A 25,539-nucleotide genomic window follows, 5' to 3' on the forward strand; every position below is an offset into this window, starting at 1 on the left:
CGCCTCTGGCGCGCTTGAATGCTGCGAGTTGACGATGAAAAAATGGAACATGATCATCGACGTTGCTGAGTGCACCAACTGCAATCTGTGCACGCTCGCGGCGATGGACGAATATGTTGGTAACGAGTTCCCCGGCTATTCGGCGGCGATGCCCAAGCACGGCCACAAGTGGATCAACATTCTGCAGAAGGAACGCGGGCAGGTGCCGATGATCGACGTCGCCTATGTTCCGACGATGTGCAATCATTGTGACGACGCGCCCTGCATGAAAGCCGACAAGACCGGTGCGATCCGCAAGCGGGAAGACGGGATTGTGCTGATCGACCCTGAAAAGGCGAAGGGACAGAAGCAACTGGTCGATGCCTGCCCCTATGGTCACATCTGGTGGAACGAAGAACTGAAGCTGCCGCAAATCTGGACGTTCGACGCCCATCTGATTGACCAAGGTTGGAAGCAGACCCGCGGCCACCAATCATGCCCGACCGGTGCCATGCGCGCGGTCAATATCGAAGACGCGGAGATGCAGCGCCTTGAGCGCGAAGAGCAACTCGAAGTGATGCAGCCTGAATTGGGCACCAAGCCGCGGGTATATTACAAGAACCTATGGCGCTATTCGAAATGCTTCATCGGGGGCACCGTTTCGACCAAGACCGGCGACGGCGTCGTGGATTGCGTCGAAGGCGCGACGGTGCGGCTGCAGAAAGACAACCGGGTTATTTCGGAAACCACCACCGATAATTTCGGCGACTTCAAGTTTGATCAGTTGGATGAAAACTCGGGCACCTACTTGGTGGAGATCACGGCAAAAGGCGGGGGCAAGAAAACCGTCGAGATTGTCCTCGGCGCCAGCATTAATCTGGGCGAGATACGTCTGTAGCTGGCGTCAGCGGGGATGGGACTGACGCCATCACCAAAGTTCCCACACGGGATGGCACCAGCACACTATTAGGTTGAGCAACGTGACGGCTGCGAGCCTGCATCAGAATGATTTTCTACTGTAACGCGATGCAAGCTTCGGTTCGAGCCTCCAACGGATCGCCATCCGACGGAGGGTCACACCATCCGCCGCTCACCCAAGCTCGGTGCGTGCAATCTCGTTAAGCAGTGCGATTTTTTTGGCGTCGGGCGCGCGTTCCCATTCGGTGCCTTTTTGCACGAGCTGTTTCAGCTTTGCGAAGGCGCGGTCGGCAACCTCGACCGGCAACGGAGCTTCATCATAGGAGGAGACGAAGCGTTCGGCGAGCATCGCCAGCAGATGCAGCAGAGCGGCGTTCTGCTGCTGCTCCTTTGCAAGCTGCAAGACCTTGCTTTGGAACGCGTTATAGGTCTTCAGGCCGTTATGCTGGGTCGACAGCCAGGTGTGCAATTCTTTCAATTCTTCCTCCTGCGGAATTTCGGCCTTGCCGGAAATGGACATCGGTGCCCGAAGATCCGGTCGATATGCGATTGGATATCCGGCTTGTCAGAGTTCGGCGGCGGCGATCGTGTTGAGAAAGGCGAGCTTGTCCGATGCCGGGCCGGCGATCGATTTCTGCGCTTCCTCGGTATAGGCAACAAGCTGCGAATAGGCGCGCGCGGCAACGTCGGCCGGCAGTGGCGCTCCATTGTAGGAAGAGACGAAGTGACCCGCGAGTGTGCTCAGGAGGGCATAATGCGCGGCATTGGCCTGATCGGCTTCGCCAAGGGCAAGGGTGCGCTGCTGATAGCCGCTGAATGTGCGGATCCCGCTATTTTGTTGCTTCAGCCAATGCAGCAGCTCGTCCATGGTCGCTCTCACAGTCGGTGGAAATAACGTCCTGAAGGCATTCAAAAAAGATGGAAATTTCCTTCGCCGGACTGTATCAAAAATGAGACGAACCGCAAGATCGTTTCATCATGGCGAGCAAATTCCACGAAATCGGGCAGCGACTCCGCGCCTATCGGCTAGGAAAGGGATTGACCGCCAACGAAATCGCCAAACGCATTGGTGTCTCGCGCGCGGCGGTCTACCGGTTGGAAAAGGGCGAACTGGTCAAGATCGAGACCATCGAAAAGCTCTCCGAATTGCTCGATGTCTCGCTGCCCTCGCTGATGGGGGTTGAGGTCGAGTATTACAACAACGCTATCGCTTTCTTCGAGCGTATGCGGCAGCTTGAGGAGAGCGCGACCTATGTACTAGGCAATTTCTCGCCGATCTCGTTTCTCCTGCTGTCGGACCATTATATCGATCACCTGCGGGTCATGCTCAACGAGTCGCTGCGCGACATAGACCCACGTGCGGGCGGGCCGGATGGCCATATCGAAAAGCTTCTCGGGATCCTGCGCGAGCGCCGCGCGGCGGCAAAGAAGCGCCGCACGCCGGTGGTCAGCATCGTCGGCTCGCGCGACGTGGAACGCTTCCTCAGGCTCGGCCTGATCGGACGTTTTGACCTTCCGCCCGCGGTCGCAGCAGAGCGGCGGCGTGCCGCACGCGAGGAGATCGAGCGATTCATTCATTTGATGCAGAATGCGCCGATCGGTGTGCAGGTCGGCGTCGTCGTCGACATGCCGCCGACCCAAACCTTCCAGGTGTTCGAGATCGATGAGGCGCCGGCGGTCACGCTGAGCCCCTACCGGCTCGGCGATCAGCCAAACATATCGTCCGGCATCGCGATGGCGACCTCCGCACCGGAAGCCGTGCGTCTTTTCAAGAACACGATCACCGGATTGTGGGATGTCGCGCATAAGGGCGAGGCCGGCGCACGCATCCTGCAATCACTGCTCGATAAAACGCCGCGTTGATTGTGTCGCAGGCAGGTCCGCCTGCGGGTTCCGTGCGCCCGAAATGACAGGAAATTCAGAGAGGCGGATACGGATTGGTCGCCCCGCCGGCGCGATCGGATGCCGCCGATTAGGCAAATACCGCGATTGACAGGTTTTCTGGCGCAATCTAAATTTTGAGACAGTCCGGCGTGTGCAGGGAGATAGGCTATGGCTTCACGGCGTCACTTTCTGAAAATCACCGGCGGGGCGCTTGCCGCCGCCGCATCCAACTCAAGCGTGTCATGGGCCCAGTCGGCGAAATATACCGCCAAGATCGGGCACCTCGAAGCCCCGACCCAGCCGCGTCACCGGGGCCTGGAAAAGGTGGCGGCCCTGGTCAAGGACCGCACCAAGGGTGAGGTCGAATTCAAGCTGTTTCCGGCGTCTCAGCTCGGCAACGCGCGCCAGATGATTGAGGGCACGCAGTTCGGCTCGCTCGAATGCAACGTCATGCCGGCTGCCTTCCTCGGCGGATTCAATCCCGTGGTGTCGGTGTTCGACATCCCGTTCCTGCTGCCGAACGACCCGGCCAAGGCGAACGCGCTGCGCACGGGGCCGTTCGGGCAGTATGTCCTCGACTCGTTCACGAGCCGGGGGCTCGTGGCGATTGCTCTGTGGTCGAACGGCCGCAAGAGCCTGACCTCCAACAAGCCGATCAACTCGCCGCAGGCCTTCACCGGGCAGAAGTTCCGCGTCATGGATTCGCGTATCCTGATCGAGCAGTTCAGCGCGGTCGGCGCGAGCGCCATAGCGATCCCGTTCGGTGAGCTTTACACGGCGTTGCAGACCGGCGTTGTCGACGGCGAGGAGAATCCGCTCGACACGATCTCCACCATGAAATTCCACGAAGTCCAGAAGCACCTTGTTGTCTCCGAGCACGGCGCGATGGAGGACGTGGTGCTGTTTAATCCGACCTGGTGGAAGAGCCTGCCCGAAGGTCATCGCAAGATTATCACCGACACCTTTGTCGAAATCCGCCCTGAAGTGGAGAAGATGAAGGCGGAGGCGCAGGTAAAGGCGCTTGAGATCATCAAGGCTGCGGGCAAGACGGAGATCAGCAAACTCAGCGACGCTGACCGCAAAGCCTGGCAGTCCGCGATGGTGCCGAAGGCGGAAGCGGCCTATATCGCGCGCGCTGGTGCCGAAGGCCAGAAGGCGATCGATCTCTACAGATCGGAGCTAAAGAAGCTCGGCGCCTGACGAAAATAGGCGCGCCGGCCGGGTGTCCGGCGCGCCATATCGTTTCGGCGGCCAACGGTGTGGCTGTCCGTTAAGACACCTCAATGAGGATTGCCATGCTTGTCCGCGCGATGAATGCGATTCGCGTCATTGAAAGGACATTCATCGCGATTGTTTTGATCGCGATGTCACTCCTGTATTTCGTGAACATCGCCGTGCGGTTCTTCAGCCCGAGGCTTGCCACTGAGCTCGCTTGGATTGACGAGGCCACCTTGTTCGGACTGGCATGGCTCGTATTCGTCGGTCTTGGACTCGCGTTGGAGCGGCGGCGGCATATCGCGATGACAGCGCTCCTGGACAAGATGTCGGCGCCTGCAGCACGTGTCGTAGGGGTTGCAATTAATCTTGCCGGACTCGCCTTTTGCCTGATCTTCACCAAGTTCAGCTTCGATCTGGCTGTCTTTATCTTCAACAGCGGCCAGATCAGCCCGACGCTGGGCACCACCATGCTGTGGCTCTATGCGCCGCTGCCGATCGGGTTTGCACTTCTGTCGCTGCGCTATCTGCTGGAGCTCGTCGGCCTCCAGAGCCGGTTCCTCATCCGCGACGTGATTGCGGATCATTGATGGGCGCCGCGCGATGACCGTTATCCTGCTCTGTGTCCTGGCGGCCGTCCTCTTGGCACTCGGTTTCGAGATGTTCCTCGTCATGGGCATCCCGAGCCTTCTCGCCTGGTATTTCCTGTTTCCGACCATCCCGCCGATAGCGCTGGCGCAGAAACTTCTTGGCGGCGTGAACGTGTCCACGCTGCTGGCGATCCCGTTCTTCATTTTCGCCGCCGACATCATGGCGCGCGGCACCATTGCCAAACGCCTGACCGATCTGGTCAAGACCAATCTCGGCCATATCCGCGGCGGCATCGGCCACACGACGGTGGTTTCCTGCATGGGGTTCGGCGCGATTTGCGGTTCGGCACCCGCCACGGTCGCGGCTCTTGGCCGGCTCTTGCACCCCGAACTACTCAAGGCGCGTTATCCGGAAAAATTCTCGCTCGGGCTGATCGCCTCCAGCGCCGAATGCGCGTTGCTCATTCCGCCGAGCATTACGCTCATCATTTACGGTTGGCTTACCGGAACATCGATCGCCGACCTGTTCGCTGCGGGTCTCATTGTCGGCATCGTGCTCGGCGCAGCCTTCATGATTTATGTGCAGATCGTGACATGGCGCACCGGCGCCGGCTCGTTTCCGCGTGCGTCGCGCAGCGAACGCCTGCTTGCGCTGCGCGACGGGCTGGTGGCACTCGGCATGCCGGTGATCATCCTCGGCGGCATCTATGGCGGCATTTTCACGGCAACGGAAGCGGCTGCCGTCGCCGTGGTCTACGCGCTCCTTGTTGAAATGGTCATCTACCGCTCGTTCGGCCTTAAGGTTCTTGGGGAAATTGCCGAAAGCTCGGCGATCACCGTCGTTGTCATTTTCATTTTGCTGGCGATGGGGTCGATGCTGTCCTTCCTGATCACGCTGGCACAGGTGCCGAGTTTCTTCACGCAATTGTTTGCCGCGTGGAACGTGAACTGGATCGTCTTCTTCCTGATCGTCAATGTCGTGCTGCTGATCGCCGGTATGTTCATCGATCCGAACTCGATCCTGCTGGTCTTGGTGCCGACATTTTTCCCGGTGGCGACCGCGCTCGGCATCGACCCGGTACATTTCGGCATCGTCGTATGCTTGAATATCTGCATCGGAATGATTACGCCGCCATTCGGGCTCGATCTGTTTGTCGCGTCCTCAACGCTTCGTCGACCGGTCGAACTGATCATTAGCGGCATTTGGCCGTTCATTCTCACGAATATTCTTGTGCTGTTGCTCATCACCTATGTGCCGCAGATCTCGACGGGCATTCTGGCCGTTATCCGCTGACGAAGGTGAGTGTATCGTGGAAGCGTTATTGGATACCCGAAGTCACGTACCATCCGCTTTGCAGCGGACGGCCGACGATGTCGTTGCCAGCGTGACGGCACATGAATGGGCCAATAGCGAATACAAGCATCTCATCCTCGACGCGCCGGAGCCGGCACCGCAGGCTCGGGCCGGACAGTTTTTCCATCTGGAATGCCCGCAGGTGGGAGCAGATCACCCGTTCTTCCGGCGCCCGATGAGCGTCTACAAGGCCGATCCGCGGAAAGGGCAAGTCGAGTTCCTCTACAAGGTGACGGGTGCTGGCACGCGCGGCCTGGCGACGCTCCGCCCCGGTGACACGTTGCGCATGCTTGGGCCGCTAGGCGTCGGCTTCACGCTTGATGAGAACTGGAAGAACATCGTCGTGCTCGGCCGCGGTGTGGGCCTTGCGACGCTGGCGCCGCTGGCCGAGATGGCGGCGGCCGATGGAGTCGGCGTGACCGCAATTTTCAGCGCCCGCGGCCCCGCCCAGGTCATGTCGGTCGAGCGCTTCGCGAAAACAGGTGCCCGTATCGAGACCGTGCTGGACAGCGACGGCTCGAGCGATGTGAAGAATGTCGAACGGTTGCTGCGCCAGATCGCAGACGAGGGGAACGCGGACGCGTTCTACACCTGCGGCTCCAACCGCCTGATGCTTCTGATGCAGCGGCTCGGCCGAGAACTCGGTATTCCGGGGGAGGTCGCGCTGGAGCAGCAGATGGCTTGCGGCATCGGCATGTGCTTCTGCTGCGTCCGCAATTTCCGCTCCGGCAATGAGGTCGTGAGCCGCCGGGTCTGCTGGGACGGGCCGGTGTTCCGTCTTGACGAGGCGATGTCATGGTAGACCTTCGCGTCACGATCGGTTCGCTCACGCTCGGCAACCCGGTGATGCCGGCGTCGGGCACGTTCGCCGACGGTCTCGCGCAGATCGTGCCATTCGACAGGCTGGGCGCGCTGGTGACCAAGACCATCACCGCCGAATTGCGCGGCGGCAATCCGACTCCCCGCGTCGCCGAGCTCGACCAGGCAATGCTCAATTCCATCGGCATTCCGAGCAGCGGCGTTGATTATTTCGTGCAGAAATCGCTGCCCTTCTACCGCAAGTTCAAGAGCCCGCTGGTAGTGAGTATTTCCGCGCCCTCGGCCGACGCCTTTGCCGAACTTGCAGCGCGCTTCGAGCTGCCGGGTGTCGCCGCAATCGAGGCGAACATCTCCTGTCCGAACATCGAGGAAGACGGCAAGGCGTTCGCAATGAATCCGCGCTCGACCGATATGGCTGTGCGCAAGCTGCGCAAGGCCACGCGTCTGCCCTTGTGGGTGAAGCTGACCCCCAACACGAGCGACGTCGCCGCGGTGGCGCGCGCAGCGGAAAACGCCGGCGCCGATGCGCTCGTCGTCGCGAACACCATCCTCGCCATGTCGATCGACATCGAGACCTTCAAGCCGCGACTCGGCAACATTATGGGCGGGATGTCGGGGCCCGCAATCAAGCCGATCGTCGTGCGCATGACCTATCAATGCGCGAAGGCCGTGCGCATCCCCGTCATCGGTTGCGGGGGCATTTCGACCGCGGCAGACGCCGTCGAATACATGTTGGCCGGTGCGACCGCAGTGCAGGTCGGCACCGCCACGTTCCTGCGTCCCTCCGCGATGACCGACGTGATCGACGGTTTGACGGCGTTCTGCCAACGCAAGGGGATCGCTCGCGTTTCCGATTTGATCGGTGCCGTTGGCGATGCCGAAATGGCGGTCGACGATCTGGAGGCTGTGCCGTGACCGTCGCCGCTGTCGCTTCTCCCAATCTCGGCAATATGGCTCTGCGCGATCACGCCGAATATTTGTTCGACGAACTGGTGCGCATCAGCCATGACGGCGTCGGCATCACGCGCGAATGCTTTGCCGAGGGGGAAATTCGCGCGATCGAATTGATGAAAAAGGCGGCGGAAGCCGAAGGGCTGACCACAGAGGTTGATGCCGCGGGCAGCCTGATCATCTCTGATCCCGCCGACGACCAGAGCAGGCCTGCCATCTATGTCGGCTCGCACATCGATTCCGTCCCGCAGGGCGGCAATTTCGACGGTGCGGCAGGAGTGATCGCCGGACTTCTGTGTATGATTCGCCGGCGGCGCGAGAATGCCCGCGGCGACGATCCCGTCCGTGTCATCATCTTGCGCGGGGAGGAGAGCGCCTTCTATGCACGGGCGAATATCGGCTCGCGCGCTTTGTTCGGCCTGTTGACGACGAAAGACCTCGACACTAAGGCGCGCGGCAACGGTAAGACCTTGCGCGAAGCGATGACGAGCGCGGGCATCAACGTCGATCCGATCGAGGCCGGTGAGCGGCTGTTCGATTCTGCGGTCGCACGCGCCTATCTCGAGGTGCATATCGAGCAGGGGCCGGTGATGATCGCGCGCGAACTGCCGACCGCGATCGTGACCGGCATCCGCGGGAATATCAGGCATCGCAAGATAACCTGCATTGGTGAGGCAGGTCATTCGGGCGCGGTGCCGCGCTGGCTGCGGCGCGACGCGGTGTTTGCGGCCTCCGACCTGATCGCGCGGCTTGACGAGCACTGGATGCGGCTCCTCGAGCGTGGACTTGACCTTGTCATCACGGTCGGGATTGTAGGCACCAATCCGAACGAACACGCCATGAGCCGGATTCCGGGCGAAGTGAATTTTAGCTTCGAGGTGCGCAGCCAGAGCCACGATACGCTCGAGGCGTTCTACGAGCTGTTCCGGTCGGAGTGCCGCGCAGTTTCGGACCAAAGACGCGTGAGGTTCGAGTTCGACGACCGCATCTATACCGAGCCGGCGACGATGGATCCGGCGATCGTGAAGGCGCTGAGCAAAGCCTCGGAAAAGCTCGGCCTGCCAACTGAGCTGATCGCAAGCGGAGCTGGGCATGACGCACAGGTTTTTGCGAATGGCGGCGTGCCCTCCGGCATGATCTTCATCCGCAACGCCAACGGATCGCACAATCCGAATGAGGCGATGGATATCGACGACTTCCTCAAGAGCGTCGATATCCTCTACACTGCCGTTTCGGAGACGCTCTGAATGGACCAGATCACCATCCGCCGGCCTGACGACTGGCACGTACATTTCCGCTCCGGCGCGATGCTGAAAACGGTGGTCCCGTTCACCGCCCGCCAGTTTGGCCGCGCCATTGTGATGCCGAATCTCGTGCCGCCGGTGACGACAGCAAAGATGGCGGCGGCGTATCGGAACGAGATCAAGGCGGCGGTGCCGCCGGGCGTCGATTTCACGCCGCTGATGACTTGCTATCTCACCGACAGCACCGACCCGGTCGATCTTGTCACCGGGCACCGTGAAGGAATTTTCACAGCGGCGAAGCTTTATCCCGCGCATGCGACGACCAATTCCCAGCACGGGGTCACCGACATCACGAAAATCCATCGTGTGCTCGGAGCAATGGAGGAGCATGGCATTCCGTTGCTGACGCATGGCGAAGTGACTGACGCCGCGATCGATGTGTTCGACCGCGAGAAAGTGTTTATCGAGCGGGTGCTGGAACCGGTGCTGGAAAAATTCCCTGGCCTGAAGGTCGTGATGGAGCACATCACGACCTCGCAGGGTGCCGAAATCGTCCGCCGGAACAAGGCGCGTATGGGTGCCACAATCACGCCACAGCATTTGCTGTTCAATCGCAACGCGCTGTTCCAGGGCGGCTTGCGACCGCACATGTATTGCCTGCCGATCCTCAAGCGCGAGGAACATCGCCGCGCTCTGCGCGGGGCGGCGACCGGAGGCGAGACCTGTTTCTTCCTCGGAACCGACACCGCCCCGCATCTGCGCCATCTGAAGGAGGCCGATTGCGGTTGCGCCGGCGTGTTCAGCGCGCCGGTCGCGATCGAGGCCTATCTGCATGTTTTCTCTGAAGAAAACGCTCTCGACCGGTTCGAGGGTTTCGCCTCGCTGCATGGCCCGGCTTTCTACGGGCTGCCGCCGAACGAAAAGAGGGTCACTTTCGTCCGCAAATCCGCCGACGTGCCGAAAAAATTCGCGGTGTCGGAGGAGGGCGAATTGATCTGTTTATTCGGCGGCGGGCAGGTTGACTGGTCGGCGGTCTGAGAGGATAAGGGTTCGGTCGCGTAAGCCTTATGGCCGCCGTCGGGGGAAAACCGACGGCGATTTGCTACGCGCGGCCTCCGTGAGACGACACAGGAGTGCCCACTCGATGAATACCTTCTCGCCCCCTACGGACAAGACGGTAATCGCGCATCAGACAGCGAAGATGATGCTCGAAATTCAGGCGATCCACTTCAATGCGGATTCGCCGTTCGTTTTCACCTCCGGTTGGGCGAGCCCGGTTTACGTCGATTGCCGCAAGATCATTTCCTATCCCAGGCTGCGCTCCGCACTGATCGATTTCGCCGCAAGCAATATCCTCACCGAAGTGGGTTACGAGTCGATCGACTATATCGCCGGCGGCGAGACGGCTGGCATTCCCTTCGCGGCCTGGATCGCCGACCGCCTGATGCTGCCGATGCAATATATCCGCAAGCAGGCGAAAGGCTTCGGGCGCAACGCGCAGATCGAGGGCGAGGTGCTGACCGGCGCCCGTACGCTCCTGGTCGAGGATCTCGCGACCGACGGCCGCTCCAAGATCAATTTCTGCAACGCGCTGCGCAAGGCTGGGGCTAAGGTCGACCACTGCTTCGTCGTATTCTACTACGATATTTTCCCTATGAGCCGTGAGAACCTGAAAGATCTCAACGTCACGCTGCATTATCTCGCGACCTGGTGGGACGTACTTGAGGTCGCCAAGCGCAGCGGGCATTTCGACGCCGGCGTGCTGCGTGAAGTGGAGAATTTCCTGCATGAGCCGGCGAAATGGTCGGCGGCGCATGGAGGAATTGCCGAGTTCGCGCCGCTCACGGTCCCGCCCGGATCGAGTGCCGTCGGCATCCCTGCAAACGGGCCCCAGACCGGCAAGTCCTCGCCGATCCCGCACGTCGCGTAACGTCTGATCGGCGTCGGCCAAATCCATTACGCTATTGCTTGCTCTCCGGCTGCGCAGTCGCGCCATACATCACATTTGCCGCGTCGGATTCGAACTCGAACCATTTTTTTGCCAGCACCTTTCTCATCAGCGTCTGATCGATATAGGGCATGATCAGCGCGTTGAAGGCGCGCTCATTGGTGAGATATTCGTAGCGGCAATTGGCCGAGCGGCTGCGCGGCATCATGTTGCGGCTGACGGCGTCCGCAAACAGCACGGGATCGAAGCCATAAGCGAGGCACCACCTGTTGAAATGGCGTTGCGCCGGCAGGGAATGCGACGCTGCCAAGAGCCGCAATTCCGGCGCCTCGTTCTGGATTTTCAGCGCCTCGCCGCCGCTGATGAAGGAGGCGCCGAGAATCAGCCGCCGCGCATCCTCCTTGTTGAATTTCAGCATGACGTAGGTCGCAAAATAATCGGCAACATCCTCTTCGCCGCCAAAGAATGGAATCTCCAGGATTTGCAGCACCGCGTGCCCGACTTCGTGCAGAAACACATCGACGGTCGGACCGATCAGCGCGTCGCGCGGCGTCAAACCGTGGCGCTCCTCGGTCGGCGCAAATTTCATGATGAACTCGAAATATTCGTAGCAGACGATGATGTCGTCACCCCAGAAGGTCGCATTGGCCCAGCTGATGGGTTTTCAGGACGCGCCCTTTCGCTGGCGGCGCGTCCTGCACTGACGCGGGATGCGCGATGCAGAGCAAAGCAAGACACGCAAGCGCTCCAGCAATTATCTGCTTCCGGGTCGGCATGAATGCTCCAGCATTTGCACGACGCAACAATATCATACATTTGCCTGTATTCCGAATGGCAGCCTTGCGGCGCGAACGCGCTTCGCCAATCTGCATTGCAAGGCCACGCAAGGCCCATAGAATGGATATGCAGAGTTGAGTGGAGGATTGAACATATTGGTGGCGCAACCCGCGGCGGGCGCGGCGCAGCGGTCGGGGCGGCCATCGGTATCGGTGCGGGGGCGCTGATCGGCGGGCAGATGGAGCGCCGCCGTGGCAATTACTACTTGTACAATGGCCGCTGCTGGGTTCGCTTCCGCAATGGTGAATTCCATCCGGTTTCACATCGTTATTGCCGCTAGGTTGCGACAGGCGCGCGTCTTCGCGCCGCATAAGAAAGATTGGCGATGTCGGAGAAGCAGCCGATGTCTCCGCTGATTGATCCGCGCCGCGGAGACGTCGAAGACGATGCATTGAGCACCAAGCGGCGCTCGGTTCTCGCTATCGCCGGCAGCCTGCTGGCGGAGATCAGCCTGCCCAAACTGGTGCTGGCATGGCTGTTGCTGATCATTTTTCCAGGCGTGCTGCTCGGGCTTGCGCCGCTGATGGCGACAGGCTGGCTGGCGGCGCTGTCCCGGCAGATGGCGTCTCCGTTCAGTGGAATCTGGCCACTCCTTGTACTCATCGTGATCGCTGCCATCGGCTGGCTGGGTGGACGGCCGTTATTTCGTGCGGCCGAGCGCGGATTCTGGTCGTTGAATTCACTTGCGGTGCAGCCGGGCTATGCGTTCTGCCGAGAGAGCCTGCGGCACCTCGGCGAGCTGTTGATTCCAGGCGCCGATGCCGGGTTGCGCGGGCGCCTGCGCTCGGCGGCAGCGGCCGGGTCAGGTCTGATCCTGTGTGTGGTCGCCTTGGGATTTGTATCGCTTGCCTGGCCGACGTCGCGCTGGCTGGGTGATGTCGCGGATCTCGTCTCGCCGCTGCGACTCATTGTTCCTGCGCTTGCGAATAGCGTCGTATTTATTGGTAGCTATCTGGCGGCAGTGTCGCTGGTCTGGGGCTTTGCCGACGCAACCATGGAGCAGCCGCGCGATCTCGCGGCCTTTGACCAGCCGCAACCGGCCGGCCGATCGTGGCGCATTGTCCATCTTTCCGATCTGCATGTCGTCGGCGAACGCTTCGGCTGTCGCATCGAAAGCGGCCGGTCCGGCGCGCGTGGCAATGAACGGCTGCAGCGGGTGCTGGCCCGGCTTGCGGACATTCACGCGCAACAACCGTTCGATTTGATCCTCATCACCGGCGACATCACCGATGCCGGCCGGTCCGCAGAATGGGCGGAATTCTTCGCGGCGCTCGATAAACATCCGCAATTGCGAGCGCGATCGCTGATACTGCCGGGTAATCACGATCTTAATGTCGTGGATCGTACCAATCCGGCGCGGCTCGACCTTCCGACCAGCCCCGGAAAGCGTCTTCGGCAGATGCGCGCTCTGTCGGCGATGGCTGCATTGCAAGGCGAAAGGATGCGTGTCATCGATCCCGCGACCCAGAGGCAGGGCGGCACGCTCGCCGAAGCGCTGGCGCCGCACCGGTCTGATATCGCGGAATTTGCCGATACAGGCACGCTTCGCCAGTCCTTCCGCCTGGAGCAGGTATGGAGCGATATTTTTCCGATGTTGCTGCCGCCGGATACCGAGGATGGGCTGGGCGTCCTCCTGCTCAATTCCAATGCGGAGGCGCATTTTTCCTTCACCAACGCGCTCGGGCTCATCTCGGCGGCACAGGCCAAGGCTGTCACCGCGATGGCCCGGCAATTCCCGCGTGGTCTCTGGATCGTCGCGTGGCATCACCACCTCGTCGAATATCCGAAGCCCGCCAAAGCTTTTTCGGAGCGGATCGGGACAGCGCTGATCAACGGAAGCTGGTTTGTACGGCAATTGCAGGCCCTGGGCGGCGACCGCATCGTCGTCATGCACGGGCATCGTCACATCGATTGGGTTGGTGATTGCGGCGGCGTTCGGATCGTTTCGGCGCCGTCCCCGGTGATGGAAGCAACCGATGACATGCCGACCTGTTTCTATATCCACACGCTCGCGAGTGATCCGCGGGGCAGGCTTTTGCTGCTTGCGCCTGAACAGATCGAAATTGCGGGCTCTGATGGAACTGCCGACTAGGCCTTTTTCTCCACCTCCGGCTTTTTGCCGGGCGCCCCTAGCAGATCGGCCAGCCAGCGGGTTGACGGATGCAGCGCACAGAATGTCAGTACCGCAATCGCGATCGGCACGCCAATGAAAGCACCGAAGAAGCCCCAGAGATAGGTCCAGAAGAAGACTGAGAACAGGACCAGGAAGGGCGACATGGCGAGCGCGTTGCCGGCGACGCGCGGTTCTATATAGCTGCCGATGACGAACTGGATGACGTTCAGGCAGGCGAAGACGACAAAGGCCGCCTGCCAGGATTCAAACTGCGCAAGTGCATACAGGGTCGGAAACACGGTAGCGATGAAGGGGCCGATGAACGGAATATAGTTTAGCGTGAAGGCGATGACGCCCCATTCGGCGGCGAGCTGCAGGCCCGACAAAGCCGCCAGCGCCCAGACCATCGTGCCGGTCGCCAGGCTCATGATCGTCCGGATCAGCATGTAGCGGCGAAATTTGGCGGCTATGGTTGCGCTGCCGTCGAGGAGAATGCGCGCGGGCATGCGGTCATGCATGGCTTCCAGCTTCCGCCGCACGTCATCCACTTCGAGCAGACCAAGGATGACATAGACAATCACCACCAGCCAGAATGTGACAGTGGTGTTCAGCCGCGCCGTAATGCCCTGCATGGTGCGGATCAGCCAGCGCATGTCAAAATGCTCCGCCCACATCCCGGCGATGACGATGCCATGCGCTTCAAGCCACGCCGTCATCTGCCCGTAGAGACTTTGAAAGCGCCCGGCTTCGGCGACCACCGTCCGGCCGATCCGGCCGAAGCCCCAACTGACCAGCGAGGCAAAAACCACGAACACGGTCACCGTCACCGCGATAACGATGGCCAGCGCCAGCAATTGCGGAAGATGCGATTGCAGGCGGCGCTGCATCGGCCAGACGATGGCAATAATGAAAATCGCGCACGCCACGGGCGCGAAGACGGAGCTGGCGACGCTGAGGGCTGCGAAAACCGTGATGATCGCAAGGATTCCGATCATCACGCGGACCCAACGATCTTTTGTCATGCGGCTCCAAATACTTGGTACGTCGCGGAGGATCGAAAGCGAGGCATAATGGCGCGAGCCGCAAGTGAATCGCAAGTGAGCGTTACGACATAAGCTCATTGAATTGCAGGAAGGTATTTTCGTTGCAGCCCGGTTCGCTCAAGCTTGGCTCACCGCTTCGTGAAATGCGTTGCAAATGTCTGGCTATGCAGTTGCTCAGGAGGGACCTAGAGTTCAGGCGTGCAGAAAACAGGGAGCGAGACAATGGCTGCCATTGATCGTCGAAGCCTGCTCAGAGATGTCCTGCCCGGCGCAATTGTTACGGCGGCCGGCGTCACCGCCATCGCAGGAATCGGATTGAGTCTTGCACCGCAGAATGTCGCTGAAGCTGCGCCGCTCACCATGGACAAGATCAATGCGCTGAGGGGCGGCGAGCCGGCGGAGAAGGCGCAGGTCGTGATCGTCGGGCCACGTCGTCGTCGCTGGCACCGTCGTCGTTGGGTTTGCTGGTGGCGCCGCGGCCGTCGGGTATGCGGTTGGCGTTACTGGTAAGAGACCGGATTCCGTTGCAGCCGTCATTCAGAAGCTGCCAAACATTGCGCCGAGTGCGATCACCGCGATCAGCGCCAGCACAGGTCCGACGATCACCGTCATGACGATCGGACCATAACTGTCGCGGTGCGTCGTGCCGCAGACGCTCAAAAGCGTCACAATCGCCCCGTTATGGGGAAGCGCATCCAGCGTGCCCGAGGCCATTACCGCCACGCGATGCATCAGGGCCGGGTCAATCCCGTGCCGAGCCGCAAGTTGCAAATAGGTTTCTCCCAAAGCATCGAGCGCGATGGCCATGCCGCCGGACGCGGAGCCGGTGAGGGCGGCCAGCAGATTGACTGATACGGCAAGAGAAATGAGCGGCCCTCCTTCGATCGACATCACCCAATCGCGTACCGTTTCAAAGGCCGGAAGCCCGGCCACCACCGAGCCGAAACCGACCAGGCTTGCGACGCTGATGAGCGGCACAACGGACGCATTGGCGCCGGCATCGATTGTTTCCCGCAGCGCGGTGAGGCGCTGCCAATTGAGCGCGATCAAGATCACGATGCCCGCAGCGAGTGCGATGAGCACAGACCATACGCCGCCGACAGCGGCGAGGGACGTTGCGCCCCAACGTTCTTCTGCAAGAAAGGACGCATCGAGCCGCGGCAGCACTAGGATTGACACGACAATATTGACGCATAGGACAACGGCGAGAGGTAATGCGGCGACACCTACCGACGGCGCGTCCATGCTGCGGTGGCCGTGATCAATTTCGGCGACGTCGAACTCGAATGACGTCATCGTCTGTTCGCGCAACACACTGACCGCGCACAAAGGTTGGGCGGCAGAAGTGAAGGTTTCGCCTTTGCGCTTGGCGGCAGCCTCCGCGCGGCCCAGCCACCACAGTCCGAAGCCCAGCATGACTGCAGCGGCGATGAGCCCGAGCCCGGGCGCGGCAAACAGCGTAGTACCAAAATGCGGCATCGGAATTGCGTTCTGCAATGCGGGCGAACCGGGCAACGCCGACATCGTGAAGGTGAAGGTGCCCAGACCGACAGCGGCCGGCATCAGCCGGCGCGGAATATTCGCGGCCTCATACAGGCCTTGCGCCATGGGCACAATAACGAACAATGCGACGAACAGGTTGACACCGCCATAGGTGACAAGCGCCCCAACGATGACAACCGCGAGGGTGGCATGTGCCGGTCCGAAATTGGTCCGTATGGAATCGGCGATTGCCCGGATTGAGCCGCTATCGTCCATCAGCTTGCCGAAAATTGCGCCAAGCAGAAACAATGGCAAAAACTGTGCAACGAAACCGGACGCGCCGGACATGAAGGTTTGCGTCCAGTTCGCAAGCAGCGGCGCGCCGGAAATCCCTGCGGCCAACAGCGCCGCAATAGGCGCCAAAATCAGAACGCTCCATCCGCGAAAGGCAAGCCAAATCAGCAACGTCAGGCCGAACAGAATGCCAATGAGATCCATGTTCGCCGATCTCTTTTCAAGATGAAAAAGAACTTTCAATAAAAACATTCAATCGAGCGCCACGTTAAAAGCTAGCGTGAGGCTCATCGACCGTACTGTGCAACGCACAACGGTATATTCAAAGTGTCTCGGAACAAGCGCTATTTTTTGTAAATGCGATGCTTCATTGCGCCTCCCGCGCGGTTACTAAACACCTCTGCCGCGTTCCCTTTCGGGTCGCCTTTCATGCACTCGCCGCGGGCATGCATGCGTTGATGTACTTGAGACTGAGAATCCTTCTTGACAGCCTTTTCGTTCCGGCAGCTAATTGGAACTCAAATTTTGTTGCGACGGTACCGGCGTTGCTTTGTGCAACAGAGGCGGAGCGTCGAAGATGATTGCTTGGACCGAGTTGGTTTCGCTGAGTTGTTTGCGGATTGTCGATTTTTTTGGTCTGCGCGCTGGCTGTCCGCACCGACGACGACAATACCATTCGATTTCAAGTGAATGGAATCGTCGACGAGCTCATCGCGAATTCTAACGAATGCTGGGCCGCTTCTTAAGCGGCCGCTGTAGAATTCTCTCGGAAAGGAAGGCTCGCCGATGAACAGGCTCGACTTGCCTCCCAGGGATCGCCCCTATGTTTCGACCGGGCACCTGCCGCCGGTTGAAGAGGTCCAGAAGCTGCTGGATGAGGCCTATGCGCGCTTCAAATCCAACAGCGATGGACAGAATTCGCAGGTCTATCCTGCGCTTGCCAGAGTGCCGAGCAATCTGTTCGGCATTTGCGTCGTCGGCACCAGCGGCCGGGTCTACGCCGCCGGCGATATCGATTACGAATTTTCGATCATGAGCGTGTCAAAGCCGTTCCTGTTCGCGCTGATCTGCGAGCTGATCGGCCCCGAGAAGGCGCGTGAGCAGCTCGGCGCCAATGCCACCGGCTTTGCCTTCAATTCGGTTGCGGGCATTGAGCGCGCCCTGGACGGCCGCACCAACCCAATGGTGAATGCCGGAGCCATCGCCACCACCAGTCTGGTCCCGGGCGCGACGCATGCCGAGAAATGGAAATTCATCCATGACGGCCTGTCGCAATTTGCCGGCCGCAAGCTGCCGATGAACGAGGAGGTTCTCCAGTCCGCGCTGGAAACCAATTTCCGCAACCGCAGCATCGCGCAGTTCCTGCAGAGCGTCGGCAGAATCTACTGCGAGCCGATGGAGGCGGTGGATCTTTACACGCGGCAATGCTCGCTGAATGTCAGCGCCAGGGACCTCGCGGTCATGGGCGCGACGCTCGCCGATGGCGGCGTCAATCCGGTGACAAAAGAGCGCGTAGTGGACCCAATGGTCTGCCACTACGCGCTGGCGGTGATGACGACGGCGGGCCTCTACGAAACCTCCGGCGACTGGCTCTACGACATCGGCCTGCCCGGCAAGAGTGGCATCGGTGGCGGCATTGTCACTGTCTCCCCTGGCAAGGGCGGCGTTGGCACCTTTGCGCCGCCGCTCGATGCAGCCGGCAACAGCGTGAAGGGCCAGCTTGTCGCGAAATATCTGTCGCAACGGCTGGGAATGGATTTGTTCGTCTCGCAACCTGAGGAATGAATTCACAGCGCATTGCCGCGGCCTCAACGTGGCATGACGTCGGCCAAACAGGGAAGGAACGGCCATGACGACAATATCGGCAACCGCGCAGCCACATAGTGAAGCACGCGACTCCTGGGTGCCGATGATCGCCATCGCGCTCGGCCAGATGATCATGTCCTTCAACGTCGCCTCGCTGCCAGTGGCATTGAGTGGCATGGTGAAGAGCTTCAACGTTCCGCCGACCACCGTCGCCACCGGCATCGTGGCCTATTCCATGCTCGTTGCCGGCTTCGTCATGCTCGGTGCAAAGCTGGTCCAGCGTTTTGGGGCCGCGCTCGTGTTCCGCGCGGCTGTCGTTGTGTTCGGCATCGGCCAGGCGTTGATGACCGTCAGTCCAACCGCAACGCTGATGATCACGGCGCAAGCCATCATCGGCGCGGCCGCTTCCGTCATCGTGCCGGCCTTGGTGGCGCTCATCGCCGAAAACTACCACGGGCGTCAGCAGGCAACGGCGGTGGGTGCGCTGGGTTCCGCGCGCGCCGGCGCCGGAGTGCTGGCTTTCGTGATCGGCGGCGTGCTGGGCACATTCATCGGCTGGCGTCCGGCCTTTGGCATTTTGATTGCCGTTTCGGCTATTGTTTTCCTCCTCAGCTTCCGTCTCAAGAAGGTCGACGGCAGGCCGGATGTACAGATCGACATGGTCGGTGTGCTTCTGGCGGCGTCCGCCATCGTCCTCATCAGCTTCGGTTTCAATAACCTGAATCGGTGGGGGCTCGGAGTTGCCACGGACAATGCGCCGTTCAACCTGCTTGGGTTGTCTCCAGCGCCGATCTTTATCGTGGTCGGCATCGTGGTCGGTCAGGCGTCCCTGATGTGGACACACCGCCGTCAGGAAGCAGGGAAGACGCCGCTCCTGGCACTCGATGTAATCGATTCACCAAAAGAGCGGGCAGCAGTGTATGCGCTGTTTGTTGTCGTGGCATTGGAGGCAGCGCTTAATTTCACCGTGCCGCTCTACATCCAGATCGTGCAGGGGCGCTCGCCGATTGCTACGGCAGTGGCCATGATGCCGTTCAACCTCACGGTGTTCTTCACAGCGATGTTGGTTGTCAGAGTCTATTCGAATCTGACGCCGCGGCAGATCGGCCGCTATGGGTTCATTCTCTGCACCTTGGGACTCTTGTGGATCGCCTTTGTCGTGCGCAATGACTGGAGCGAGGTGCCCGTCCTGTTGGGCCTCGTTACGTTTGGCATCGGGCAAGGCGCATTGGTGACATTGCTGTTCAACGTGCTGGTCACCGCTTCGCCCAAGGAGCTTGCCGGCGATGTCGGTTCGCTGCGCGGCACGACGCAAAATCTCGCCGCAGCTGTTGGAACGGCCGTGGCCGGTGCGCTGGCTGTCGGGTTGCTGACCACGATCATGCTCGGCAACATTGCGGCCGCCCCGAAGCTGACGCCCGAACTGCAGGCGCAGGTGGATCTCGACAACATCAACTTCGTCAGCAATGACCGCTTGCAGACCGTGCTGGCCGGCACCACGGCCTCTCCGGCCCAGGTCGCCGAAGCCGTGCGCGTCAACACGGAATCGCGTCTGTTGGCGCTGAAGATCGCGCTTCTCATCCTGGCGGGTCTGTCAATGCTTGCAATTTTTCCGGCCAGCCAACTGCCGAACTACATCCCGGGAGAGATACCGGCCAATCCGCCGCCAGCCCGAAAATAGGGGAGGAACGAGGTCGCGCTCGATGATGGGCATGAAAGCGGGCCACACTTTGCCTGCGCACAGACGCTGGATGGGATTGCCATTGCGTTTGGCGCAAATGATACCGATGGCGAGTTTGGTGGTGTTGGCCTCGTGCAGACCTGAAGCCGACACGAGCGCCCCCGAGGCGCGTCCAGTGCGGACCGTCACCGCCGCGAAGCAGGAAGCCGGCACGCCGGTCATCATGACCGGCCGCATCGAGGCGCAGGATCAGGCTGCGATCGGCTTTCGCATATCCGGGCGCATGATCGAGCGTCCAGTGAATGTCGGCGACCGTATCGAGGCCGGACAGATCATCGGTCGCCTTGAGCCGCAGAACGAGGAGAACGCCTTGCGCGCGGCCAAGGCCAATCTGGTCGCCGCGCAGGCGGCGTTGACGCAGGCACGCAACCATTTCGAACGGCAGGAGACGCTGTTCGGACAGGGATGGACGACGGCGGCTTTGTTCGATCAGGCCAAGAAGGCAGCCACGACTGCACAGTCGCAAGTGGATGCGGCCGAGGCGCAACTTAAAAGCGCGCATGACCTCGTCAGCTTCACCGAATTGAAGGCGGACGCGCCGGGCGTGGTGACAAGCGTCGGCGCCGAATCAGGCGAGGTGGTGCAGGCGGGCCAGATGATCATCCGCGTCGCCCGTCAGGACGGACGGGACGCCGTGTTCGACGTACCGGCGCAGATGCTGCGCTCCGCGCCGGCGGATCCACTGATCACCGTCGTTCTCACCGATGCGCCGTCTGTGAAGGCGACGGGGCGCATCCGCGAGGTGGCGCCGCAGGCTGATCCGGTGACGCGGACATTTACCGTCCGGGTTGGGCTCACCGATCCGCCGAATGCGATGCGGCTCGGCGCGACCGTGACCGGGACACTGCAGATGGACGCTGTGCCGCTGATCGAGCTGCCGGCATCTGCGCTGACTAGGTTCAGCCGGCAGCCCGCAGTCTGGGTCATCGATCCGTCCAATCTCACGGCTTCCATCCGCAATGTTGACGTGGCTCGGTTTGATCCGGCGACGGTCGCTGTGTCGCAGGGCCTTGATGTCGGGGAGATCGTGGTGACGGCAGGCGTGCAGGCGCTGCATCCAGGTCAGAAAGTGCGCGTGCTCGGAACGGGGCGCTGATGCGATTTAATCTCTCGGAATGGGCGCTCAATCACCGATCTCTGGTCGCCTATCTGATGATTGTCGCGGTACTGGCGGGCATATTGTCGTATTTTCGGCTGGGACGGAACGAGGATCCGAGTTTCATCATCAAGACCATGGTGGTGCAGGCGGCCTGGCCCGGCGCCACCATCGACGACACGCTCAATCAAGTCACCGAGCGGCTTGAACGAACGCTGCAGGAAACGCCGTATCTCGATTTTATCCGCAGTTTCACGACGGCGGGCGTCACCACAATCTTTGTAAATCTGAAGGGCGATGCCAATGCGCGGCAGGTCGCCGACACTTGGTATCATGTCCGTAAAAGCATCGGCGACATGCGCCACACGCTGCCGGCCGGCATTGTCGGGCCCGGCTTCAATGACGAGTTCGGCGACACGTTCGGCATCATCTATGGCTTCACCGCCGACGGCTTCACGCACCGCGAGCTGCGCGACTATGTCGAAAGCGCACGCTCGAAGCTGCTGCAGTTGCCGGATGTCTCCAAGATCGAAATTCTGGGCGCACAGGATGAGCGGATCTTTGTCGAATTCTCTGTGAAGGAGCTCGCCAATCTAGGCGTGAATCGCGCCGCGCTGGTGGCCGCGCTGCAGACGCAGAACATCGTCAGGCCGGCGGGCATCATCCAGACCGGCGATGAGACCTTATCGTTGCACGTCTCCGGCGCGTTCCGCTCCGAGCAGGATATCCTGAACATCAATTTCGCCGCCGGCGACCGGATGCTGCGACTCGCTGACATTGCGCAGGTCCGCCGCCGCTATGCCGATCCGCCGCAGCCGCTCTTCCGGGTCAATGGCGAGCCGGCCATCGGGCTTGCCATTGCGATGCGCGACGGCGGCGACATTCTTGCGCTTGGCCAGAACATCAAGCGTTCAATGAGGCAGTTCACCGACGACCTGCCACTCGGCATCGAGCCGAAAATGGTCGCCGATCAGGCGGTGACGGTGAAGGGTGCAATCGCGGAATTTATGACGTCGCTGTGGCAGGCGATCGCCATCATCCTTGTCGTCAGTTTCATCAGCCTCGGCGTGCGGCCGGGGCTGATCATCGCCGTGTCGATTCCGCTGACACTCGCCGTGGTCTTCTCGGTCATGGAATTGACCAATATCGACATGCAGCGCATCTCGCTCGGTGCGCTGATCATCGCGCTCGCGCTGATGGTCGATGACGCCATGACCGTAACCGACGCGATACTGACGCGCCTGGCACAGGGCGAGGACAAGGTGCAGGCCGGCACCTTCGCCTTCCGAACCTATGCTTTCGCCATGCTCGCAGGCACGCTTGTCACCATTGCCGGCTTTGTTCCGGTTGGTTTCGCGGCCAGCGCCGCCGGCGAATATACCTTCACCCTTTTTGCCGTCGTCGCCATCGCGCTGGTCGTGTCCTGGTTTGTGGCGGTGATCTTTGCGCCCCTGCTCGGCGTACTCATTCTGAAGCCGCCGGCCGCAGCGCAGGATGCCGGGCCCGGCTGGGTCATCCGCACCTATCAGCGCTTTCTGACATTTGCGGTGAAGGTGAGGTGGCTGACAATCGCCGTCACGCTGGCCCTGTTCGTGGGCTCCATTCTTGCGCTGCCGCTCATTCCAAACCAATTCTTTCCCTCGTCCGATCGGCCGGAACTGCTGGTCGATCTCAGGTTGCCGCAAAATGCGTCGATCTATGCGACGGAAGACGTTGCCCAGCGTTTCGATGCGGCGGCGCTCAAAAGCGATCCGGATGTTGAACGCTGGAGCACTTATGTCGGAAGGGGCGCAATCCGCTTCTATTTGCCGCTGGACGTGCAACTCCCGAGTAACTTCTTTGCCCAGGCCGTGGTGGTCGCAAAGGATCTTCAAGCGCGAGAGCGGCTGCGGACCAGACTGGAAGAACGGTTAGCCGCGGAGTTTCCGAGTCTTGTGAGCCGTGTCTCGCCGCTGGAGCTTGGACCGCCGGTCGGCTGGCCGGTGCAGTACCGCGTCAGTGGACCCGATATTGCGGAGGTGCGGGAGATCGCAATCAAGCTCGCGCGCGTCGTGTCCGGCAATAAGCAGATCGGCCAGATCACATTCGATTGGATTGAGCCGGCCAGGGAAGTGCGCATCCGCATCGATCAGGATCAGGCGCGACTGCTGGGAATAAGCTCACAAGCGCTTGCCGATGTCCTCAACACGGTGACGTCGGGAACCTCCATCTCTCACGTGCGCGACGACATTTACCTGATCGATGTAGTTCTGCGCGCAACCGACGAGCAGCGCGTATCGCTGCAGACGCTGCGTACCCTGCCGGTGGCGCTGCCGAATGGGCGCACGGTTCCGCTCAGCCAGTTCGCGACATTCGAATATGCGCAGGATTTTCCCATGGTGTGGCGGCGTGATCGGGTACCGACGCTGACCGTACAGGCCGATGTCGTTTCAGGGGTCTTGCCGGCGACCGCCATCAACGCGCTCACGCCCGCGGTCGAGGAACTGCGCAAAGGCTTGCCACCATCCTACGGGATTGCGGTCGGCGGCACGGTCGAGGACGCAGCCGAGTCGCAAGCCTCGGTCCTCGCCGTCGCGCCGCTGATGCTGTTCATCATGGTAACAGTGCTGATGTTCCAGCTTCAGAGTTTCCAGCGCCTGTTCCTGGTGCTCAGTGTGGCGCCGCTCGGCTTGATCGGTGTGGTCGGAGCATTGTTGATCTTCAACCGACCGCTCGGATTTGTCGCCATCCTCGGCATCCTGGCGTTGTTCGGCATGATTATCAAGAACGCGGTGATTTTGATCGGACAGATCGAGGCTGAACGCGCGGCAGGCAAGGATGTGCGGCAGGCGGCGATCGATGCCAGCACCTCGCGCTTCCGGCCCATCATGCTGACTGCCGTATCGACAGTGCTGGGCATGATTCCGATTGCGCCGACCGTGTTCTGGGGACCGATGGCGTTTGCGATCATGGGCGGATTGCTGGTCGCTACCATCCTGACATTGGTCTTCCTGCCGACGCTTTACATCGCGTGGTTTGGATTGATGGAGGCGCGCGCGTCGAAGGACGTAACGTATCAACCCGCGCAACGCTGATCTGGGATTGAACAGTGTTTTATAAACTGAACGATAGCCAAGAGGGCAAGCGCTTTGCTAACTCATTCGCGTGATTGGCTGGTGCGCGTCAAATCCGCAAAGCGCTGAGTCTCATTTCCGATCGTCTCGTCGATCGAGCTTGCGGGAGGCCAGAGGCAAGCCCAATCGTTGGCGCGTCGGGGAGGGGGCGAGTGCGGGCGCGAGTTTTCGAAAAGCATTGAGAATTGCGCGCGACTTGCGATCGACGTCTGGATCCGAGCGAAGCAAGGCCGCAAATTTTGAAGCTTCTTCCTTAATCATAGCCTCCAAACGTTTGAGCAAAGTGTGAAGTTCCGTTCACGGGGCGATTGTGTGGCGGCGCAAGATGAGGCGAGTGGAGGTATGTGGAACCCACCCGGATGCTGCATTGCGGCTATGAAATTGCTGGCACCCGATCCGGGACGGGGATTAGAGTAACATTTCAAGTCGAAAGTCAGGCGATGAGACCTCTGCGGCACAGGCGTGTGGAGGCGTGTGATGGGACAAAGCACTCCAATTTTCCGATCCGATGCGATCGAACCCGAGGTTCTCGAATCACTCGGCGATTCCTATGACCGGGTTTTAGAAATCCTGCTTTGTACGGGAGAACTGCGCGAACCGTCCGAAGCTGTTTCGGAACTTCTGGCCCAGCGGATTATCGAACTCGCGCAACGCGGCGAACGCGATCCTCGGCGCCTGACGATCGACGCGCTTAAATTCGTTCGCTCCAGCCGCGCTTTGCTTTTTGAAAAGCGCTGACGCCGGAAGCCGCCGTTAGCTGACGCCGGCAGCGGCGGTTAATTGCCGGTTGGGCCTATGTCCGGCGCTCCGGGTTTGTCCGCGGATGGCGCTGTGCCCGTCGTGCCAGTGTTAGCGGGGCGATTGGCGTCCGAGGCGACATTGTCGTCATCCGCCATATTCGCAAACGCGATAACGGCGACCACGATCGCGGCGGCGATGGCCAGGCCCGTCCACAGGGTCGCATTGCGGCCCATCGTCTCCGCCTCGCGCATATGCTCCTTGCGCCGTTTTTCATCCCGGTTCTGGATCTTCTGCGGCTGGCGTGACATGGCGGCCTCCGTCAAGCCTTCAACAGATCGCATCCGGATCGCGTCCCGGCAAAAATTCACGGA

24 protein-coding genes are annotated in these 25,539 nt (G+C 60.7%); 18 read left to right on the forward strand and 6 right to left on the reverse strand.

The window, feature by feature from the left end; all coding sequences use genetic code 11:
* Positions 1 to 34 precede the first annotated feature (34 nt).
* Complete coding sequence (locus tag RO009_13145) at positions 35 to 877, forward strand: 4Fe-4S dicluster domain-containing protein (protein ID MDT3685973.1); 843 nt, start codon at positions 35 to 37, stop codon at positions 875 to 877.
* Between the two features lie 192 nt (positions 878 to 1,069).
* On the opposite strand, the gene RO009_13150 is transcribed toward RO009_13145, so the two are convergent.
* Together RO009_13150 and RO009_13155 are read right to left on the reverse strand one after the other, a co-directional pair.
* A complete protein-coding gene (locus RO009_13150) occupies positions 1,070 to 1,417 on the reverse strand; it encodes a hypothetical protein (protein MDT3685974.1) in 348 nt (115 codons plus the stop codon).
* Between the two features lie 45 nt (positions 1,418 to 1,462).
* A complete protein-coding gene (locus tag RO009_13155) occupies positions 1,463 to 1,765 on the reverse strand; it encodes a hypothetical protein (protein ID MDT3685975.1) in 303 nt (100 codons plus the stop codon).
* A gap of 110 nt (positions 1,766 to 1,875) precedes the next feature.
* Between RO009_13155 and RO009_13160 the strand changes: the two genes are divergently transcribed.
* The 9 genes from RO009_13160 (at position 1,876) to RO009_13200 (ending at position 10,884) form a co-directional block, all read left to right on the forward strand.
* Complete coding sequence (locus RO009_13160) at positions 1,876 to 2,760, forward strand: helix-turn-helix transcriptional regulator (protein MDT3685976.1); 885 nt, start codon at positions 1,876 to 1,878, stop codon at positions 2,758 to 2,760.
* Positions 2,761 to 2,949: 189 nt separating this feature from the next.
* Complete coding sequence (locus tag RO009_13165) at positions 2,950 to 3,981, forward strand: TRAP transporter substrate-binding protein (protein ID MDT3685977.1); 1,032 nt, start codon at positions 2,950 to 2,952, stop codon at positions 3,979 to 3,981.
* A gap of 83 nt (positions 3,982 to 4,064) precedes the next feature.
* Positions 4,065 to 4,586: a TRAP transporter small permease subunit gene (locus tag RO009_13170; protein MDT3685978.1), complete on the forward strand. Its 522-nt coding sequence runs from the start codon at positions 4,065 to 4,067 to the stop codon at positions 4,584 to 4,586.
* 13 nt (positions 4,587 to 4,599) lie between these two features.
* On the forward strand, positions 4,600 to 5,880 hold the full coding sequence (locus tag RO009_13175) for a TRAP transporter large permease (protein MDT3685979.1): 1,281 nt from the start codon (positions 4,600 to 4,602) through the stop codon (positions 5,878 to 5,880).
* Between the two features lie 16 nt (positions 5,881 to 5,896).
* A complete protein-coding gene (locus RO009_13180; protein ID MDT3685980.1) occupies positions 5,897 to 6,742 on the forward strand; it encodes a dihydroorotate dehydrogenase electron transfer subunit in 846 nt (281 codons plus the stop codon).
* Entirely contained in the window at positions 6,736 to 7,674 is a 939-nt protein-coding gene (locus RO009_13185; protein MDT3685981.1) for a dihydroorotate dehydrogenase, read from the forward strand. Before RO009_13180 ends, RO009_13185 begins: the two co-directional genes overlap by 7 nt.
* Entirely contained in the window at positions 7,671 to 8,957 is a 1,287-nt protein-coding gene (locus RO009_13190; protein ID MDT3685982.1) for a Zn-dependent hydrolase, read from the forward strand. Before RO009_13185 ends, RO009_13190 begins: the two co-directional genes overlap by 4 nt.
* Complete coding sequence (gene pyrC / locus RO009_13195) at positions 8,958 to 9,992, forward strand: dihydroorotase (GenBank protein ID MDT3685983.1); 1,035 nt, start codon at positions 8,958 to 8,960, stop codon at positions 9,990 to 9,992.
* Positions 9,993 to 10,098: 106 nt separating this feature from the next.
* A complete protein-coding gene (locus RO009_13200; GenBank protein MDT3685984.1) occupies positions 10,099 to 10,884 on the forward strand; it encodes an orotate phosphoribosyltransferase in 786 nt (261 codons plus the stop codon).
* Between the two features lie 31 nt (positions 10,885 to 10,915).
* Here RO009_13200 and RO009_13205 read toward each other — a convergent pair whose 3' ends face one another.
* Positions 10,916 to 11,560: a DUF4344 domain-containing metallopeptidase gene (locus tag RO009_13205; protein MDT3685985.1), complete on the reverse strand. Its 645-nt coding sequence runs from the start codon at positions 11,558 to 11,560 to the stop codon at positions 10,916 to 10,918.
* A gap of 120 nt (positions 11,561 to 11,680) precedes the next feature.
* Here RO009_13205 and RO009_13210 point away from each other — a divergent pair, with 120 nt between their 5' ends.
* Together RO009_13210 and RO009_13215 are read left to right on the forward strand one after the other, a co-directional pair.
* On the forward strand, positions 11,681 to 12,019 hold the full coding sequence (locus tag RO009_13210) for a glycine zipper domain-containing protein (protein ID MDT3685986.1): 339 nt from the start codon (positions 11,681 to 11,683) through the stop codon (positions 12,017 to 12,019).
* Positions 12,020 to 12,082: 63 nt separating this feature from the next.
* Entirely contained in the window at positions 12,083 to 13,831 is a 1,749-nt protein-coding gene (locus tag RO009_13215) for a metallophosphoesterase (GenBank protein ID MDT3685987.1), read from the forward strand.
* On the opposite strand, the gene RO009_13220 is transcribed toward RO009_13215, so the two are convergent.
* Entirely contained in the window at positions 13,828 to 14,874 is a 1,047-nt protein-coding gene (locus RO009_13220; GenBank protein ID MDT3685988.1) for an AI-2E family transporter, read from the reverse strand. The two genes, RO009_13215 and RO009_13220, sit on opposite strands and share 4 nt — an antisense overlap.
* A 243-nt stretch (positions 14,875 to 15,117) precedes the next feature.
* On the opposite strand from RO009_13220, the gene RO009_13225 reads away from it, so the two are divergent.
* Entirely contained in the window at positions 15,118 to 15,405 is a 288-nt protein-coding gene (locus tag RO009_13225; protein MDT3685989.1) for a hypothetical protein, read from the forward strand.
* Positions 15,406 to 15,432: 27 nt separating this feature from the next.
* On the opposite strand, the gene RO009_13230 is transcribed toward RO009_13225, so the two are convergent.
* Positions 15,433 to 16,875 carry a GntP family permease gene (locus tag RO009_13230; GenBank protein MDT3685990.1) on the reverse strand — a complete coding sequence of 481 codons (1,443 nt, stop codon included), beginning with the start codon at positions 16,873 to 16,875 and terminating at the stop codon, positions 15,433 to 15,435.
* 582 nt (positions 16,876 to 17,457) lie between these two features.
* Here RO009_13230 and glsA point away from each other — a divergent pair.
* The 5 genes from glsA to RO009_13255 all read left to right on the forward strand — a co-directional run bounded on the left by glsA (position 17,458) and on the right by RO009_13255 (position 25,165).
* Complete coding sequence (gene glsA, locus RO009_13235; GenBank protein ID MDT3685991.1) at positions 17,458 to 18,456, forward strand: glutaminase A; 999 nt, start codon at positions 17,458 to 17,460, stop codon at positions 18,454 to 18,456.
* 64 nt (positions 18,457 to 18,520) lie between these two features.
* A complete protein-coding gene (locus RO009_13240; protein MDT3685992.1) occupies positions 18,521 to 20,158 on the forward strand; it encodes an MFS transporter in 1,638 nt (545 codons plus the stop codon).
* Between the two features lie 175 nt (positions 20,159 to 20,333).
* A complete protein-coding gene (locus tag RO009_13245) occupies positions 20,334 to 21,314 on the forward strand; it encodes an efflux RND transporter periplasmic adaptor subunit (GenBank protein MDT3685993.1) in 981 nt (326 codons plus the stop codon).
* Positions 21,314 to 24,388, forward strand: coding sequence for an efflux RND transporter permease subunit (locus RO009_13250; GenBank protein ID MDT3685994.1), 3,075 nt, complete (start codon positions 21,314 to 21,316; stop codon positions 24,386 to 24,388). The genes RO009_13245 and RO009_13250 overlap by 1 nt, the downstream gene beginning before the upstream one ends.
* Positions 24,389 to 24,904: 516 nt before the next feature.
* A complete protein-coding gene (locus RO009_13255) occupies positions 24,905 to 25,165 on the forward strand; it encodes a hypothetical protein (GenBank protein ID MDT3685995.1) in 261 nt (86 codons plus the stop codon).
* A gap of 38 nt (positions 25,166 to 25,203) precedes the next feature.
* Here RO009_13255 and RO009_13260 read toward each other — a convergent pair whose 3' ends face one another.
* The gene (locus tag RO009_13260; protein ID MDT3685996.1) at positions 25,204 to 25,476 is read right to left on the reverse strand and encodes a hypothetical protein; all 273 of its coding nucleotides are present in this window, start codon (positions 25,474 to 25,476) and stop codon (positions 25,204 to 25,206) included.
* Between the last annotated feature and the right edge of the window lie 63 nt (positions 25,477 to 25,539).

The organism is Pseudorhodoplanes sp. (genome assembly GCA_032027085.1).
Lineage (GTDB): Bacteria > Pseudomonadota > Alphaproteobacteria > Rhizobiales > Xanthobacteraceae > Pseudorhodoplanes.